This is a genomic window from Streptococcus sp. CL9.43, from assembly GCF_049737935.1.
Taxonomy (GTDB): domain Bacteria; phylum Bacillota; class Bacilli; order Lactobacillales; family Streptococcaceae; genus Streptococcus; species Streptococcus infantis_I.
The window spans coordinates 42,119-59,796 of record NZ_JBKOTS010000002.1; the positions used below are offsets into that span (position 1 = coordinate 42,119).

The following is a 17,678-nucleotide window of genomic DNA, read 5'->3' on the forward strand; positions in this document are numbered from 1 at the left end:
TGAAATTAAATTCAAATATTAGAAAAAAATTAAAAAAGATTATTTTTATCTTGACAAGTAGGGAAAAACTTGATATCATATACAAGATGAGAAAAGCAGAAGTGAGAACTTCTCGCCTTGCGACTAACGTTGTCTGGCCCCTACAGATCAAGTTTCAGAAATGAACTATAATCATGTAGAGCGGATTTGCGTTAGCAAGTCCGCTCTTGTTTTTCTCTAAAATAAAAAAAGAGGTGAAAACCATAGCAAAGCAAGACTTATTCATCAATGATGAAATTCGTGTACGTGAAGTTCGCTTAATCGGTCTTGAGGGCGAACAATTGGGTATCAAACCACTTGGTGAAGCGCAAGCACTTGCGGACGACGCTAATGTGGACTTGGTTCTCATTCAACCTCAAGCTAAACCTCCTGTTGCGAAAATTATGGATTACGGTAAGTTCAAATTTGAGTACCAGAAGAAACAAAAAGAACAACGCAAAAAACAAAGCGTTGTGACCGTGAAAGAAGTTCGATTGAGCCCAGTTATTGATAAGGGTGATTTCGATACGAAACTTCGCAGTGCTCGCAAGTTCCTTGAAAAAGGGAACAAAGTGAAGGTTTCCATTCGCTTTAAGGGTCGTATGATTACCCATAAAGAGATTGGAGCAAAAGTTTTAGCCGATTTCGCTGAAGCAACTCAAGATATTGCTATCATCGAACAACGTGCTAAAATGGATGGTCGTCAAATGTTCATGCAGTTGGCCCCAGCAACTGACAAGAAATAATCTGTCAGAAAGTTAAAAAAAGGAGAAAATATCATGCCAAAACAAAAAACACACCGCGCATCAGCTAAACGTTTCAAACGTACAGGTTCTGGTGGACTCAAACGTTTCCGTGCTTACACTTCTCACCGTTTCCACGGAAAAACTAAGAAACAACGTCGTCATCTTCGTAAAGCATCTATGGTGCATTCAGGAGATTTCAAACGTATCAAAGCAATGCTTACTCGCTTGAAATAATCGCGTATTTGTAAGTTAACAATTCTAGGAAATATTGGAGGAAATATAAATGGCACGTGTTAAAGGTGGCGTTGTATCACGCAAACGTCGTAAACGTATTTTAAAATTAGCAAAAGGTTACTATGGAGCTAAACACATCTTGTTCCGTACTGCAAAAGAACAAGTAATGAACTCTTACTACTATGCATACCGTGACCGTCGTCAAAAGAAACGTGACTTCCGCAAATTGTGGATCACACGTATCAATGCGGCAGCTCGTATGAACGGACTTTCATACTCACAATTGATGCATGGTTTGAAATTGGCTGAGATCGAAGTAAACCGTAAAATGCTTGCTGACTTGGCTGTTAACGATGCAGCAGCTTTCACAGCTCTTGCAGATGCAGCAAAAGCAAAACTTGGTAAATAATTATCCACAAGACTGGTGCAAATTTGTCCCAGTCTTTTTTAAACAAAGGAGAAAAAATGGCTTCAAAAATGTTACACACTTGCTTGCGAGTAGAAAATCTTGAAAAATCAATTGCTTTTTATCAAGATGCTTTTGGATTTATGGAATTGCGTCGTCTGGACTTCCCAGAACACGCTTTTACCATTGTTTATCTAGGTCTTGATGGTGACGATTATGAATTAGAGTTGACTTACAACTACGATCATGGACCTTATGTTGTAGGTGACGGTTTTGCTCACATCGCTCTAAGCACGCCTGACCTTGAGGCTCTTCATAAAGAACATAGCGACAAGGGTTACGAAGTGACAAATCCAAATGGACTTCCAGGAACACAACCAAACTATTACTTTGTCAAAGATCCAGATGGATACAAGGTAGAAGTGATTCGTGAAAAATAATAAAAACTCCTCATTTGTCAAATTGAGTTAGACAATTTCACCTGACTCAGAAAAACTTGATAGGGAGGACTGTAGGTCATTTATGTTAGTTTCTTTCAGACAAATGTGTGTGTTTGTCTGAGACTAATATAGATGGCTTTTTCTATCTAGCTTAATGTGACAAATTGAGATATAATAAAAATAATTAAACAAATTAGTGGGAGAAAAAAATGTCAGACCAAAATCCAAATGTAGAGCTAAACAAAGAAGAAGATAAACTAATTGTAGACGATAATTCAGTTAAAAATACGGAGAATGGTCCAAAAGCAGTCAAGAAACCTTCGGCTCTTCTATCTTTCTCATTTTATTTGGCACTTACCTATATTCTTCTATTTATAACTCTTGCTTTATTTACTGCTCCATGGGGAATTTTATTCTTGATTTTTCTAGGTCCTAATTTAATTGCATACGTTATAGCAACTGTCTTAACATGGATAGGAATCAAGAAAGTAAATAAAACTGTCTTATATGTGAGTGCAGGATTTTATTTGCTTTCCGGACTTTTAGCATTCGACCCGGATTGGCAGATGTTTAGGGTTTTTCCTTATCTCTCACTAGTCCTAGTTCTAATCGGGATATTTTTAACGAAGGATACAAGTAACTAAATTAACAAAGCTAGGCGCAACTCTTCTTCGAACGTATTTCATCTCATAAAACCATAGCCTTTAAGGCTGTGGTTTTTTAGTTTCATGATTAGAAAGAAATTGTGTTTCTATTTTTTAAAATGGTATAATAGAAAAAGAAAAAGGGAGGTGAGAAAGAATGATTGCCCAACTGGATACGAAAACTGTCTATAGTTTCATGGAGAGTATGGTTTCAATCAAGAGATATGTCAGCCTTGGGAAAGAATATGGCTATTCATCACTTGGCATCATGGATGAAGATAATCTCTATGGAGCCTATTATTTTATCAAAGAATGCCAAAAACAAGGAATTCAGCCTTTATTAGGCCTTGAGATGACAGTTCATCATAAAGATGAATGGATCAATATACGCTTTTTAGCCCTGTCAAACCGAGGTTATCAAAACCTGATGAAGCTGTCGTCTTTAAAGATGACAGGTAAAAAAGAATGGGCTGATTTCTCTTCCTACCTTGAAGATATTAGTGTTATTGTTCCTTATTATCCTGAAATTGATTCCTTGGACTTAGGGCATGACTACTATATAGGAGTGTATCCAGATACACCTCAATCGAATTTTTCTCACCCCATTCTCCCTCTTTATCGTGTTAACTCTTTCGAGTCTGAGGATTTAGAAGCTCTACAGATGCTTAAAGCGATTAAAGAGAACGTGACCTTGAGAGAGGTTGATGTTCAATCTCAACAGGGCTTGTTTTTGCCTGCTGAACGTCTTGAACAGTTTTTTCTAGAGAAGTTTCCAATCGCACTGGATAATCTTGCAAGATTGGTCAAGGATACTTCCTACGAGATTGATAGTAGTCTCAAGCTTCCACGTTTCAATCCAGAGAGACCTGCTGTTGAAGAACTTCGGGAAAGAGCTATCAAGGGCTTGGAAGAGAAAGGTTTACTAGATTCAGTTTATCAGGTACGTTTAGAAGAAGAACTATCTGTGATTCATGATATGGGATTCGATGACTATTTCTTGGTTGTCTGGGACCTCTTACGTTTTGGTCGTTCTCAAGGTTATTATATGGGGATGGGACGCGGATCCGCAGTTGGAAGTTTAGTGGCCTACGCTTTAGATATCACTGGAATTGATCCTGTAGCTAAAAATCTTATCTTTGAACGCTTCTTAAATCGTGAACGCTACACCATGCCAGATATCGATATTGATATTCCAGATATCTATCGCCCTGAGTTTATTCGTTATGTTCGTGACCGTTATGGTAGTATCCACGCTGCGCAGATTGTCACTTACTCGACCTTTGGAGCCAAGCAAGCCATCCGAGATATCTTCAAACGTTATGGTGTCCCTGAGTATGAGTTGACAGCTATTACAAAAAAAATAGGTTCTAAAGATACTCTAACGACAGCCTATGAAGGAAATCTTGGTTTTAGACAACTCATTCAAAGTAAGATTGAGTACCAAAAGGCCTTTTCTATTGCTAAAAAGATTGAAGGATATCCACGACAGACTTCTATCCATGCAGCTGGAGTCGTTATCAGTGATAAAAATCTAACAGATTATATCCCTCTCAAGTATGGCGAGGATATGCTGATTACCCAATATGATGCGCATGGAGTTGAAGGAAATGGCTTGCTAAAGATGGATTTCTTGGGCCTACGAAACTTAACCTTCGCTCAAAAAATGCAGGAGCTCTTATATGAAACTCAAGGTATTTCACTAAGAATTGAGGATATTGATCTTGAAGATAAGGCAACCTTAGCCCTCTTTGCTGCAGGTAAGACCAAGGGAATCTTTCAATTTGAACAACCTGGGGCCATTCGCTTATTGAAGCGCGTGAAACCAGAAAACTTTGAAGAAGTAGTGGCGACGACTTCCTTGAACCGACCAGGTGCGAGTGACTATATCGATAACTTTGTTGCCAGAAAACATGGTAAAGAAAAGGTTACGGTTCTGGACCCTGTGCTAGAAGATATCCTAGCTCCGACTTATGGTATTATGCTTTACCAAGAGCAGGTGATGCAAGTAGCTCAACGCTATGCTGGTTTTAGCCTCGGGAAAGCCGATATGTTACGTCGTGCTATGGGGAAAAAGAATGCGGCTGAGATGCATCGAATGGAGGAGAGTTTTATCCAAGGGGCTCTCGAAAAAGGGCATGGACAAAAACAGGCTCAAGAAGTCTTTGCTGTAATGGAGAAATTTGCTGGTTATGGTTTTAACCGTTCGCACGCTTATGCATATGCTGCCTTAGCTTTTCAGCTTGCCTACTTTAAAACACATTTTCCAACAATCTTCTATCAGGTCATGCTCAATTATGCTAGCGGAGATTATATTCTAGATGCGCTTGAAATGGGCTTTGAACTAGCTCCGCTTTCTATCAATACGGTTCCATATCAAGATAAACTAGCAGATAAGACAATTCATCTAGGACTTAAGAGTATTAAGGGAATGCCTCGTGATTTTGCCTACTGGATTATCGAGCATCGTCCATTTAGCAGTGTTGAAGATTTTATCACACGATTACCCAAAAATTATCAAAAGATTAGCCTCTTAACCCCTTTAGTGGAAGTAGGTCTTTTTGATGGATTTGATAAAAATCGTCAAAAAATCTTAACCAATCTACCAACTCTATTTATCTTTGTAGAAGAATTAGGTAGCCTCTTTGCGGATTCTAGCTATAGTTGGACAGATACAGAGGATTTTTCAAATATTGAAAAATTCCAAAAAGAGCAGGAATGGTTAGGAGTTGGCATCAGCCAACACCCATTGCTGGTTTTAGCGAAGAATCCTTTGTATCCTATTGTGAGTTTATCTGAGCTTTCCGAGGGACAGACAACAGCTACAGTGCTCGTTGAAATTCAGTATATCCGAGTGATTCGAACTAAAAAAGGTGAAAACATGGCCTTTTTGAAAGTTACCGATAGTAAAACAAGTCTGGAGGTCACTGTTTTTTCTGAACAGTACCGCCAATTTAAAAATCTCTTGCACGAAGGAAGTTTCTATTACCTAAATGGGAAAGTTCAAGCTAGGGACGGACGTCTTCAATTAGTTTTAAATAATTTAAAAGAGGCAGTGAGTGAGCGTTTTTGGATTCAAGTTCCCAATCATGACCACGATTCTGAAATTTATCATATTTTAGATCAGTACAAGGGACAAATTCCTGTTGTCATTCGTTATGAAAATGAACAAAAAAATATTCTTTTGCCTGGTTATTTAGTTGCAAAAGACGCTGCCTTACAAGAATCTTTAAAACAGATTGTCATGAAAACGATTTATCGTTAAAAATCAATGAAAATAAAAGAATTTTAACTTTAAATATGGTATAATCAGTTAGAATGTTAAAGAAAAAGGAGCAAAACCAAATGAAACGTATTGCTGTTTTGACTAGTGGTGGGGACGCCCCTGGTATGAATGCTGCCATTCGTGCAGTTGTTCGTCAAGCAATCTCAGAAGGAATGGAAGTTTTTGGTATCTATGATGGATACGCTGGTATGGTTGCTGGTGAAATTTATCCACTTGATGCTGCTTCAGTAGGAGACATCATTTCACGTGGTGGTACTTTCCTTCACTCTGCTCGTTACCCTGAGTTTGCAAAACTCGAAGGTCAACTTAAAGGGATTGAGCAATTGAAAAAACACGGTATCGAAGGTGTCGTAGTTATCGGTGGTGACGGTTCTTATCATGGAGCTATGCGCTTGACTGAGCATGGATTCCCTGCTATCGGACTTCCAGGAACAATTGATAACGATATCGTAGGTACAGACTTTACAATCGGATTTGACACTGCAGTAACAACTGCTATGGATGCGATCGATAAGATTCGTGATACATCGTCAAGTCACCGTCGTACTTTCGTCGTTGAAGTAATGGGACGTAACGCTGGTGATATCGCTCTTTGGGCAGGTATTGCAACTGGTGCTGACGAAATCATCATCCCTGAAGAAGGTTTCAAATTTGAAGATATCGTAGCAAGCATCAAAGCTGGATATGAACACGGTAAAAAACACAATATTATCGTTTTGGCAGAAGGTGTCATGTCAGCAGCTGAATTTGGTCAAAAACTAAAAGAAGCTGGCGATACAAGTGACCTTCGTGTTACAGAACTTGGTCACATCCAACGTGGTGGTTCACCAACTGCTCGTGACCGTGTATTGGCATCTCGTATGGGAGCACACGCTGTTAAACTCCTTAAACAAGGAATCGGTGGTGTCGCTGTCGGTATTCGTAACGAGAAAATGGTTGAGAATCCAATTCTTGGAACAGCAGAAGAAGGAGCTTTGTTTAGCCTAACAGCTGATGGTAAAATTGTCGTTAACAACCCTCATAAAGCTGATCTTGAACTTTCTGACTTGAACAAGAGCTTGTCATAATCAACTTTAACTAATCTGGTAAAATGACCATTAAAGGTCGAATTATATAAAGGAGTCACAAAAATCATGAACAAACGTGTAAAAATCGTTGCAACTTTGGGTCCTGCGGTAGAAATCCGTGGTGGTAAAAAATTCGGTGATGATGGATACTGGGGTGAAAAACTTGATGTTGAAGCTTCAGCTAAAAACATTGCTCAATTGATTGAAGCAGGAGCTAACACTTTCCGTTTCAACTTCTCACACGGTGACCACCAAGAACAAGGTGACCGTATGGCAACTGTTAAACTTGCAGAAAAACTTGCAGGTAAAAAAGTTGGTTTCCTTCTTGACACTAAAGGTCCAGAAATCCGTACTGAATTGTTCGAAGGTGAAGCTAAAGAGTACTCATACAAGACTGGTGAAAAGATCCGTGTTGCTACTAAACAAGGAATCAAATCAACTCGTGAAGTGATTGCTTTGAACGTTGCAGGTGCGCTTGACATCTATGATGACGTTGAAGTTGGTCGCCAAGTATTGGTTGACGATGGTAAATTGGGTCTTCGTGTTGTAGAAAAAGACGACGCAAGTCGTGAATTCGTTTGTGAAGTTGAAAATGACGGTGTGATCGCTAAACAAAAAGGTGTGAACATCCCTAACACGAAAATTCCTTTCCCTGCTCTTGCTGAACGTGATAACGCTGATATCCGCTTCGGTTTGGAACAAGGTATCAACTTCATCGCGATCTCATTCGTACGTACTGCTAAAGACGTCAACGAAGTTCGTGCAATCTGTGAAGAAACTGGTAACGGTCACGTTCAATTGTTCGCTAAGATCGAAAACCAACAAGGTATCGATAACTTGGACGAAATCATTGAAGCTGCTGACGGTATCATGATCGCTCGTGGTGACATGGGTATCGAAGTACCATTCGAAATGGTTCCAGTTTACCAAAAAATGATCATCACTAAAGTGAACGCTGCTGGTAAAGTTGTTATCACTGCAACAAACATGCTTGAAACAATGACTGAAAAACCACGTGCGACTCGTTCAGAAGTATCAGACGTATTTAACGCTGTTATCGACGGAACTGACGCTACTATGCTTTCAGGTGAGTCTGCAAACGGTAAATACCCACTTGAGTCAGTAACAACAATGGCTACAATTGACAAGAACGCTCAAACTCTTCTTAACGAATACGGACGTTTGAACTCAGATACATTTGAACGTAACTCTAAGACAGAAGTTATGGCTTCAGCGGTTAAAGATGCTACTAACTCAATGGACATCAAATTGGTTGTAACTCTTACTAAGACTGGTCACACAGCACGTTTGATTTCTAAATACCGTCCAAATGCTGATATCTTGGCATTGACATTTGACGAATTGACTGAACGTGGATTGATGTTGAACTGGGGTGTTATCCCAATGTTAACTGAAGCTCCATCATCAACTGATGACATGTTTGAAATTGCTGAACGTAAAGCAGTTGAAGCAGGTCTTGTACAATCTGGTGACGATATTGTTATCGTTGCAGGTGTGCCACTTGGTGAAGCAGTTCGTACAAACACAATGCGTATCCGCACTGTACGTTAATCTAACATTAAAAACCTATCATATCAGGCTTTATAGCTTGTATGATAGGTCTTTTTTTGTTTCATAAGGTCCAGACCCTATTCGTTTAAGAAAAGAAAAAACTCTCTGGTTTTCCAGAGAGTGTGAGAGGCATCTCCATGTGAGAAACTGGTTCACACAATTTCTCAAGGTCCGCTCCTGCGTTATGACCTCCTTTGCGCAATTGTAGCTCTTGCTACATATCGACTCATCGCAGACTTTATTGTACTATAGGGGGTAATAGTTTGTCAAGAAAAAAACAGTCCCTAAAAAAGGAACTGATGAATGATGCTAATTGCCGGGATCGAACCGGCGACCTCATCCTTACCATGGATGCGCTCTGCCTACTGAGCTAAATCAGCTTACTTTGAAAGTATACTATAGATTTAAGCTTTTGTCAATATGCTAATTAGTATGCTAACTCATTGGAAAAGCCCAAGTAATAAACTTGGGCTTATGAAAATTAGACTATTGTAATTGCTCTCTCTTTTTATCTGGGTTCCAAACAAAACTTGCAACAAAGGTAAAGAGGATTGTCAGAATTCCGATTATAATTGCTAGAATCAAGGCAGGGATACGGATGAGCCACCACAGTGGATTTGGCTTTTTATTGTTGTGCCACTGTTTTGTTTCCTCATCCAGGCGTTGAAATTCAGATTGGATACGGTCTGCAACCATCTCAATTCCCTCATCATTCATCTTTTTAATATCTGAGATATCAATCGGATTTCCGAAGTTCATATCAATACGTTCACGGCTGACAAGTCCTTTTAGAGTCATAGGGCCAGTATAAGTAACTGGCATGATGCGAACCTTAGCCATCTTCGCGATGAGGGCAACACCACCCTTAACATCGTTAGAATGACGACTACCACTTGGAAACATAATCAGTGAGCGATTGCTCTTTTTTAGAACATTAATTGGATATTTGATAGCAGAAGAACCTGGGTTATCACGGTCGATAGGGAAAGCACCACACATGCGAATCCACCAACCAAAGATGCGATTTGAAAAGAGTTCTTTTTTTGCCATAAAGACAAATTGCTTTGGTTTTGTTGCAAAAGCCATATATACTGGATCCCACCAGGTACGGTGTGGCGCAACAAGGATATAGTTTTCATCTAAACTTGGAATTTTTTCAGTATTGTGAAAGTGAGCATTTCCATTGATTGACCATAGAATCAACATAACCAGCCCACGCAGATAAGTATAAAACATGATGTCTCCTTCAGTTCTCTTTCTTTTATTATACCTTATCATACTAGGACAGGCAAATGTTTTTTGTTTAGGCGGAACAGCTTTTTATATGAAATTAGAAATATTCAAAAAAAAATGATATGATAGAATTTATGGATAAAAATAAAATTATGGGCTTAAGCCAATCAGAAGTTAAAGATCGTCAGAAACAGGGACAGGTCAATGATTTCCAAGCTTCAGCTAGTACGAGTACATGGCAGATTGTGAAGAGAAATGTCTTTACTTTATTCAATGCTTTAAACTTTGCTATTGCCTTAGCGCTCGCCTTTGTTCAAGCTTGGAGCAACCTAGTTTTCTTTGCGGTTATCTGTTTTAATGCATTTTCTGGGATTGTAACCGAGCTACGTGCCAAACATATGGTTGATAAGCTCAATCTCTTGAATAAAGAAAAGATTATCACTATTCGTGATGGACAAGAGATCGCTCTGGATCCTGAGGAGCTTGTTTTGGACGATGTGATTCGCTTGTCAGCAGGGGATCAGATTCCAAGTGATGCCATTGTATTAGAAGGTTTTGCAGAAGTCAATGAAGCTATGTTAACGGGTGAGAGCGACTTGGTGCAAAAAGAAGTAGAAGACTTAATGTTGTCGGGTAGCTTTCTTGCGAGTGGGTCTGTCCTTGCTCAGGTTCATCATGTAGGGGCAGATAATTATGCTGCTAAACTCATGCTTGAAGCTAAGACAGTGAAGCCAATTAACTCTCGTATCATGAAATCGCTAGACCGGTTAGCTGGCTTTACTGGGAAAATCATCATTCCTTTTGGTATTGCTCTCTTGCTTGAAGCCTTGGCCTTAAAAGGTCTGCCACTCAAGTCTTCTGTAGTCAATTCATCTACAGCTCTTTTAGGAATGTTGCCTAAGGGAATCGCCCTTTTGACCATCACTTCTCTCTTAACTGCTGTTATCAAGCTTGGGTTGAAAAAGGTTTTAGTGCAGGAGATGTACTCTGTTGAAACCTTGGCGCGCGTAGATATGCTCTGCTTGGATAAGACAGGGACAATCACCCAAGGGAAGATGCAGGTTGAGACGGTCCTTCCTCTTACTCCAGCTTATAACAAAGATACCATTGCTAAAATACTAACTAGTTATATGGCACACAGTGAGGATAAAAATCCAACTGCCCAAGCTATTCGAAAGCGTTTTGCGGGAGAGGTAGCTTATCAGATGATTTCTAGCCTTCCATTTTCAAGTGATCGAAAATGGGGAGCAATGGAGTTGGAAGGTCTAGGAACTGTTTTCCTAGGCGCACCGGAGATGTTGTTGAATGCTGAAGTTCCTGAAGCTAGAGAAGCTCTTGAACGAGGATCTCGTGTCTTGGTGTTAGCGCTCAGTCAAGAAAAACTTGACCATCACAAGCCACAAAAGCCATCTGATATTCAGGCTTTGGCTTTGCTTGAGATTCTAGATCCGATTCGAGAAGGTGCTGCTGAGACGCTAGACTATCTTCGTTCTCAGGAAGTAGGGCTGAAAATTATCTCTGGTGATAATCCAGTCACTGTTTCAAGTATTGCTCAAAAAGCAGGTTTTGCAGACTATCAGAGTTATGTAGATTGTTCGAAAATTAATGATGAAGAATTGATAGCCATGGCTGAGGAAACAGCCATTTTCGGACGTGTTTCACCTCATCAAAAGAAACTGATCATCCAAACTCTGAAAAAAGCAGGACATACTACAGCAATGACCGGAGATGGTGTCAATGATATTCTAGCTCTGCGTGAGGCAGACTGTTCCATTGTTATGGCTGAAGGAGACCCAGCAACTCGTCAGATTGCAAATCTGGTCCTCTTGAATTCAGATTTCAATGATGTTCCTGAGATTCTCTTCGAAGGTCGTCGTGTGGTCAATAATATTGCCCACATTGCTCCGATTTTCTTGATTAAGACAATCTATTCCTTCTTGCTAGCAGTTATCTGTATTGCCAGTGCTTTGTTGGGACGTACTGAATGGATTTTGATTTTTCCATTCATTCCGATTCAGATAACTATGATTGACCAATTTGTGGAAGGATTCCCACCGTTTGTATTAACTTTTGAACGAAATATCAAACCTGTGGAACAAAACTTCCTCAAAAAATCCATGCTTCGAGCTTTACCAAGTGCCTTGATGGTAGTTTTTAGTGTTCTCTTTGTTAAAATTTTTGGAACCAGTCAAGGCTGGACAGCCATTGAAATTTCGACACTTTTGTATTATCTATTGGCATCGATTGGTTTCATGTCTGTAGTTAGAGCTTGCTTGCCATTTAGCTTGTGGCGTGTGCTATTGATTATTTGGTCAGTTGTAGGTTTCCTTGGAACAGCCCTATTTCCAAGAATCCAAAAATTGCTTGAAATTTCAACACTTACAGGTCAAACATTGCCTATCTATGGCATTATGATGCTCGTCTTTATTGTGATTTTCATACTGACAAGTCGTTATCAAGTTAAAAGATAAAGAAAGACTGCAATCCATGATTGCGGTCTTTTTTAGGTGCAGGATTGCCAGATAAAATATGGTATAATAAAGGGAAATAGAGTTTTTGAAAGTGAGAGAAGATGATTTCAAAGAGATTAGAAACAGTAGCTTCTTTTGCCCCCCAAGGAGCTGTTTTGCTGGACGTCGGTAGCGACCATGCTTATTTACCTATTGAATTAGTTGAAAAAGGTCATATTGAAGCTGCCATCGCGGGTGAAGTTGTAGAGGGACCCTATCAATCTGCAGTTAGAAATGTTGAAAATCATGGCTTGGCTGAGAAAATTCAGGTTCGTTTAGCCAATGGTTTAGCAGCTTTCGAAGAGAATGACCAGGTCTCTGTTATCACTATTGCAGGAATGGGTGGTCGTTTGATTGCTACAATATTAGAAGAGGGTTTGGACAAACTAGCCAATGTTGAGCGATTGATTCTTCAACCTAATAATCGTGAAGATGAGTTACGTAGTTGGTTACAAGAGCATGGATTTCAGATTGTAGCTGAAAGTATTTTAGAGGAAGCTGGAAAATTTTACGAGATTCTAGTAGTGGAAGCTGGAGAAATGAAATTGTCAGCAAGTGACACCCGTTTTGGTCCTTTTCTATCTAAAGAACTTAGCCCCGTATTTGTCCAAAAGTGGCAAAGAGAAGCAAGTAAGCTCGAATTTGCCCTTAGTCAAATCCCAGAAAAAAATCATGAAGAACGTCAAGTTTTAGTAGATAAAATTCAAGCCATCAAGGAGGTGCTCCATGAAAGCAAGTGAAGTGATTAAGTGTTATGAAGCCTATTGTCCTCAAGAATTTTCTATGGAAGGCGATAGTCGTGGTTTGCAGATTGGTACCTTAGACAAGGACATCCAGAAAGTCATGGTTGCCCTTGATATACGTGAAGATACAGTGGCAGAAGCTATTGAAAAGGGAGTAGATCTGATGATCGTCAAGCACGCGCCCATTTTCCGTCCTATAAAGGACTTGGTAGCTAGTCGCCCTCAAAATCAGATTTATATTGATCTAATCAAGCATGATATTGCAGTCTACGTTAGCCATACTAATATTGATATTGTTGAAAATGGCCTTAATGACTGGTTCTGCCAACTATTGGATATTAAGGATACAACTTATCTACAGGAGACAGGTCCTGAACGTGGCATCGGGCGTATTGGCAATATTAAACCTCAAACGTTTGAAGAATTTGCTAGTCGTGTTAAGGAAGTATTTGGTCTAGATAGTCTTCGTATGGTGTACTATAAAGAGACTGATTTACAAAAAACAATCTCAAGAGTAGCTATTTGTGGTGGTAGTGGGCAGTCTTTCTACTCTGATGCTTTAGCAAAAGGAGCAGATGTTTATATCACTGGAGATATCTATTACCATACAGCTCAGGACATGCTATCAGATGGTTTATTGGCTCTGGATCCAGGCCACTATATTGAAGTTCTCTTTGTTGAAAAAATTGCAGCGTTCCTGAATGAATGGAAGGAAGAGAATGCTTGGTCGCTAGAAGTAATCGCAAGTCAGGCGTCCACCAATCCATTCCATCATATCTAGTTAGAAGGTAAAGACAATGAAAAAAGTTGCCATTGTAGGTGTAGGAATTGTAGGGGCCACAGCTGCCTACTATCTTTCTAAGGAAGCTGATATCGAAGTAACTGTTTTTGATTTTGGACACGGCCAAGCAACCAAGGCCGCGGCAGGAATTATTAGTCCCTGGTTTTCTAAACGACGCAATAAAGCTTGGTACAAGATGGCGCGTTTGGGAGCTGATTTCTATGTAGATTTATTAGCTGACCTAGAAAAATCGGGTCAAAAAGTTGATTTTTATCAGCGTTCTGGTGTCTTTCTTCTTAAAAACGATGACTCTAAGCTAGAGGAGCTCTATCAACTGGCTCTGCAACGTAGAGATGAATCTCCCTTGATTGGGGAATTAGCCATTTTGGATCAAGCGACTGCTAGTAACTTATTTCCCGGTCTAGAGGGATTTGAACGTTTACTCTATGCTTCTGGTGGAGCTCGAGTAGATGGGCAACTTTTAGTCAGTCGTTTACTTGAAGCCAGTCAGGTTAAGGTCGTAAAGAAAGAGGTCAGTCTAACCCCTCTATCATCGGGTTATCAGATAGACAATCAAATGTTTGACCAAGTCATCTTATCCACAGGAGCTTGGCTTGGCCACATCTTAGAGCCCTTAGGATATGAGGTAGACGTTCGTCCTCAAAAGGGGCAACTCCGAGATTACCAAGTGCCACAAGACATGGGAGCTTACCCTGTAGTTATGCCGGAAGGTGAGTGGGATTTGATACCATTTCCCGGTGGTAAGTTATCTCTAGGAGCTACCCATGAAAATGATATGGGATTTGACCTAGCCGTTGATGAGAATTTGCTCCAACAAATGGCTGAAGCAGCAAGTTCGTTTTATCCTAGCTTAAAAGATACAATGATAAGTGGTGAACGTGTGGGGATTCGTGCTTATACGAGTGATTTTTCGCCGTTTTTCGGACAGGTGCCAAACTTGTCAGGAGTATTTGTTGCGAGTGGATTAGGATCTTCAGGGTTAACGACTGGTCCTATTATCGGTTATCATCTAGCTCAAATGCTTCAAGGGAGAAAAGGAGTATTGGATCCAGCAGATTATCCGACTGAAAGATACATTAAAAAGAAACAATAGTAAACCTTTTACCTAGTTTTTACGATAGTCTTAGGAAAGTAAATGACTTTCCCTATCAAAAATGGTAAAATGAAAAAAATAATTCAAGAATTGAGGAAAAATGATGCAAGAAAAGATTTTGGTAACAGGTGGAGCAGGTTTTATCGGAACTCACACTGTCATCGAACTGGTCCAAGCTGGACATCAGGTTGTTGTGGTGGATAATTTGGTTAACAGTAGCCGTAAAAGTTTAGAAGTAGTGGAAAGAATTACAGGAGTAGAGATTCCTTTTTATGAAGCTGATATCCGCGATACAGATACACTTCGTGACATTTTCAAACAGGAAGAGCCAACAGGTGTGATTCATTTTGCAGGTTTGAAGGCAGTTGGTGAGTCAACTCGTATTCCTCTTGCCTACTATGACAACAACATTGCCGGTACAGTTAGCCTTTTGAAGGCAATGGAAGAAAATAACTGCAAAAATATTATTTTCAGTTCATCAGCAACAGTTTATGGAGATCCACATACTGTTCCAATACTAGAAGATTTCCCACTTTCAGCTACCAATCCTTATGGCCGTACCAAGCTTATGCTGGAAGAAATCTTGACAGATATCCATAAAGCAGATTCAGAGTGGAACGTTGTCTTACTTCGTTATTTCAACCCAATTGGGGCACATGAGAGTGGTGACCTAGGAGAAAATCCAAACGGCATTCCAAATAACCTTCTACCGTATGTAACACAAGTTGCAGTTGGTAAGTTAGAACAAGTTCAAGTCTTCGGAAATGACTACGATACTGAAGATGGAACAGGTGTTCGTGACTATATCCACGTCGTTGACCTAGCAAAAGGACACGTTGCCGCCCTTAAGAAGCTTCAAAAAGGCTCTGGACTCAATGTGTATAACCTTGGTACTGGAAAAGGTTACTCAGTGCTTGAAATTATCCAAAATATGGAAAAAGCTGTTGGACGCCCGATTCCTTACCGTATTGTTGAACGCCGCCCTGGTGATATTGCAGCCTGCTACTCAGACCCAGCAAAAGCTAAGGAAGAGCTAGGTTGGGAAGCTGGACTTGGTATTACAGAAATGTGTGAAGATGCATGGCGTTGGCAGAGCAAGCATCCAAATGGATTTGAAGACTAATCGTTTGATTAAACAAAAAAAGAGGAAGTAATTCCTCTTTTCTTATAACTTTATATGTGGTTGAAATAAAAAATTTGCTTAGTGATTATGTGATAGAAAACGTCTTAAAAGAACACTTTATTTATTATTAAAATATCAGAAAAAATAAAAGTGAAATTGTATAAAAATAGCTAGCAAAAGACTATAATTTTCTAGAAAAATATGCTAAACTAGAAGGAGTGGAAATTAGAGATCAATGTTCCACCAAATTTTAAGATTCATCTATAATCAGAGCACGAGTAGGGCAATTTTTAACGGCTTCTAAAACATCGTCGCTACAAGAAATTTCTCTTTCTGATTGCTTAGGATCATCGAAAAAACGGACAATACCATTATCATGGTAATCAAATAATTCTGAATAAGTTTGGCAGAGCCCACAAGCGATGCAACGTTCAGGTATAAGTCTAATCTTCATATTTATATTGTAATAAGAAACTAAAAAAAACTCAAGGAGTAAGGTATGGAAAAGGAACCGTGGCAAGAAGATATTTATGAAAACCAAGAAGAGGAATCAAGAACAGAACGCCGTCAACGAAACAAAAATGATTCAGGTGTCATTGCGAATCGTATTTTAACTGTTTTGGCTGTTCTTTTCTTTGTCATTGTTGTTGGTATGGTAGTTGTATTAGTCTACTTGTCATCAGGTGGAAGCAACCGTACTTCAGCTCTGAAAGATTTTTATGATTCTTCAGCTCCAAAAGTAGAAGAAGTTACAACAGTTGCTACAACTACTCAGTCAACAGAAGCAGAGACAACTCAACAAGAACATACAGAGGCGCATACTGATTCTGAAGGAACAATTACAGTCTTGCCAGGAGAGGGTGAAGCAGCCATTGCTGCTCGAGCTGGAATCTCCATTGCTCAACTTGAAGCTTTAAACCCTGGTCATATGTCTACTGGAACTTGGTTTGCAAATCCTGGTGATGTCCTTAAGATAAGATAGGAGTGACGATGAAAACAATTCAGATTGCTATTGATGGGCCAGCTTCCAGTGGTAAGAGTACGGTAGCTAAGATTATCGCTAAAGATTTTGGCTATACTTATCTGGATACGGGTGCTATGTATCGTGCTGCCACTTACATCGCTTTGAACAACCAAATAAGTCCAGAGGAGTCTTCACGACTTCTTGAATTACTGGAACAATATCCGATTAGCTTTGGTCGCGCTGAAACAGGAGAACAGCTTGTTTTTGTTGGAGATGTCGATGTAACGAATCCAATCCGAGAAAATGAAGTAACCAATGCTGTTTCTGCCTTTGCTGCTATTCCAGCTGTTCGTGAAAAGTTGGTAGCCCTTCAGCAAGAAATTGCCCGACAAGGTGGTATCGTTATGGATGGCCGCGATATTGGAACAGTAGTCTTGCCTCAGGCTGAATTGAAGATTTTTCTAGTAGCATCTGTAGATGAGCGTGCGGAACGTCGTTATAAGGAAAATCTTTCAAAGGGAATCGAAACAGATTTGGAAATTTTGAAAGAGGAGATTGCTGCGCGTGATTATAAAGATAGTCATCGTGAAACTTCACCTCTCAAGCAAGCTGAGGATGCAATCTATTTGGATACGACTGGCCTCTCTATTTTAGAAGTTGTTGAAAAAATTAAATCAGAAGCTCAAAAACATCTATAAGAACTATAAAAACGATGAACTGAATTTCGGTTTGTCGTTTTTTTATCATGATTTGTCAAATAGTCTGTTTTAAGGTATAATAGTTGCTGTTGAAGAAAATTT

17 protein-coding genes, 1 tRNA gene and 1 other annotated feature are annotated in these 17,678 nt (G+C 39.6%); of the genes, 15 read left to right on the top strand and 3 right to left on the bottom strand.

What is annotated here, in order from left to right; all coding sequences use genetic code 11:
• The first annotated feature begins 87 nt into the window (after positions 1-87).
• Positions 88-218: a sequence feature (ribosomal protein L20 leader region), on the top strand.
• A gap of 15 nt (positions 219-233) precedes the next feature.
• From infC to pyk, 8 genes are all read left to right on the top strand, one after another.
• On the top strand, positions 234-764 hold the full coding sequence (gene infC, locus ACLNCS_RS03315; protein ID WP_004253871.1) for a translation initiation factor IF-3: 531 nt from the start codon (positions 234-236) through the stop codon (positions 762-764).
• Between the two features lie 33 nt (positions 765-797).
• A complete protein-coding gene (gene rpmI / locus ACLNCS_RS03320; RefSeq protein WP_001125942.1) occupies positions 798-998 on the top strand; it encodes a 50S ribosomal protein L35 in 201 nt (66 codons plus the stop codon).
• A 49-nt stretch (positions 999-1,047) separates the two neighbouring features.
• On the top strand, positions 1,048-1,407 hold the full coding sequence (gene rplT, locus ACLNCS_RS03325) for a 50S ribosomal protein L20 (protein WP_000124834.1): 360 nt from the start codon (positions 1,048-1,050) through the stop codon (positions 1,405-1,407).
• A 56-nt stretch (positions 1,408-1,463) separates the two neighbouring features.
• Positions 1,464-1,844, top strand: a complete 381-nt coding sequence (gloA, locus tag ACLNCS_RS03330; protein ID WP_424847196.1) for a lactoylglutathione lyase — start codon at positions 1,464-1,466, stop codon at positions 1,842-1,844.
• A 209-nt stretch (positions 1,845-2,053) separates the two neighbouring features.
• Positions 2,054-2,488, top strand: a complete 435-nt coding sequence (locus ACLNCS_RS03335; protein ID WP_424847198.1) for a hypothetical protein — start codon at positions 2,054-2,056, stop codon at positions 2,486-2,488.
• Between the two features lie 157 nt (positions 2,489-2,645).
• Positions 2,646-5,750: a DNA polymerase III subunit alpha gene (locus ACLNCS_RS03340; RefSeq protein WP_424847200.1), complete on the top strand. Its 3,105-nt coding sequence runs from the start codon at positions 2,646-2,648 to the stop codon at positions 5,748-5,750.
• A gap of 80 nt (positions 5,751-5,830) precedes the next feature.
• Positions 5,831-6,838 (top strand): 6-phosphofructokinase, encoded by a 1,008-nt coding sequence (pfkA, locus tag ACLNCS_RS03345; protein ID WP_004253883.1) that lies wholly within the window; start codon positions 5,831-5,833, stop codon positions 6,836-6,838.
• Between the two features lie 66 nt (positions 6,839-6,904).
• Positions 6,905-8,410, top strand: a complete 1,506-nt coding sequence (gene pyk / locus ACLNCS_RS03350; protein ID WP_424847203.1) for a pyruvate kinase — start codon at positions 6,905-6,907, stop codon at positions 8,408-8,410.
• A gap of 307 nt (positions 8,411-8,717) precedes the next feature.
• Here pyk and ACLNCS_RS03355 read toward each other — a convergent pair.
• Positions 8,718-8,790: transfer RNA gene (locus tag ACLNCS_RS03355), tRNA-Thr, on the bottom strand.
• A 106-nt stretch (positions 8,791-8,896) separates the two neighbouring features.
• Positions 8,897-9,646, bottom strand: coding sequence for a lysophospholipid acyltransferase family protein (locus tag ACLNCS_RS03360; RefSeq protein ID WP_006152498.1), 750 nt, complete (start codon positions 9,644-9,646; stop codon positions 8,897-8,899).
• 131 nt (positions 9,647-9,777) lie between these two features.
• Between ACLNCS_RS03360 and ACLNCS_RS03365 the strand changes: the two genes are divergently transcribed.
• From ACLNCS_RS03365 to galE, 5 genes are all read left to right on the top strand, one after another.
• Complete coding sequence (locus ACLNCS_RS03365; RefSeq protein WP_414277583.1) at positions 9,778-12,114, top strand: cation-translocating P-type ATPase; 2,337 nt, start codon at positions 9,778-9,780, stop codon at positions 12,112-12,114.
• Between the two features lie 101 nt (positions 12,115-12,215).
• Positions 12,216-12,893 (top strand): tRNA (adenine(22)-N(1))-methyltransferase, encoded by a 678-nt coding sequence (locus ACLNCS_RS03370; protein ID WP_414311953.1) that lies wholly within the window; start codon positions 12,216-12,218, stop codon positions 12,891-12,893.
• On the top strand, positions 12,880-13,677 hold the full coding sequence (locus tag ACLNCS_RS03375; RefSeq protein ID WP_414256686.1) for a Nif3-like dinuclear metal center hexameric protein: 798 nt from the start codon (positions 12,880-12,882) through the stop codon (positions 13,675-13,677). Before ACLNCS_RS03370 ends, ACLNCS_RS03375 begins: the two co-directional genes overlap by 14 nt.
• A 16-nt stretch (positions 13,678-13,693) precedes the next feature.
• Positions 13,694-14,791, top strand: a complete 1,098-nt coding sequence (locus ACLNCS_RS03380) for an NAD(P)/FAD-dependent oxidoreductase (protein ID WP_424847206.1) — start codon at positions 13,694-13,696, stop codon at positions 14,789-14,791.
• 103 nt (positions 14,792-14,894) lie between these two features.
• Positions 14,895-15,914 carry a UDP-glucose 4-epimerase GalE gene (gene galE, locus ACLNCS_RS03385; protein WP_414311956.1) on the top strand — a complete coding sequence of 340 codons (1,020 nt, stop codon included), beginning with the start codon at positions 14,895-14,897 and terminating at the stop codon, positions 15,912-15,914.
• Positions 15,915-16,164: 250 nt separating this feature from the next.
• On the opposite strand, the gene ACLNCS_RS03390 is transcribed toward galE, so the two are convergent.
• Positions 16,165-16,368, bottom strand: a complete 204-nt coding sequence (locus tag ACLNCS_RS03390; protein ID WP_074324237.1) for a ferredoxin — start codon at positions 16,366-16,368, stop codon at positions 16,165-16,167.
• A gap of 45 nt (positions 16,369-16,413) precedes the next feature.
• Here ACLNCS_RS03390 and ACLNCS_RS03395 point away from each other — a divergent pair, with 45 nt between their 5' ends.
• Complete coding sequence (locus ACLNCS_RS03395; protein ID WP_414311957.1) at positions 16,414-16,896, top strand: SAG1386/EF1546 family surface-associated protein; 483 nt, start codon at positions 16,414-16,416, stop codon at positions 16,894-16,896.
• A gap of 8 nt (positions 16,897-16,904) precedes the next feature.
• Positions 16,905-17,576 carry a (d)CMP kinase gene (cmk, locus tag ACLNCS_RS03400; RefSeq protein WP_414311958.1) on the top strand — a complete coding sequence of 224 codons (672 nt, stop codon included), beginning with the start codon at positions 16,905-16,907 and terminating at the stop codon, positions 17,574-17,576.
• Positions 17,577-17,678: the final 102 nt, after the last annotated feature.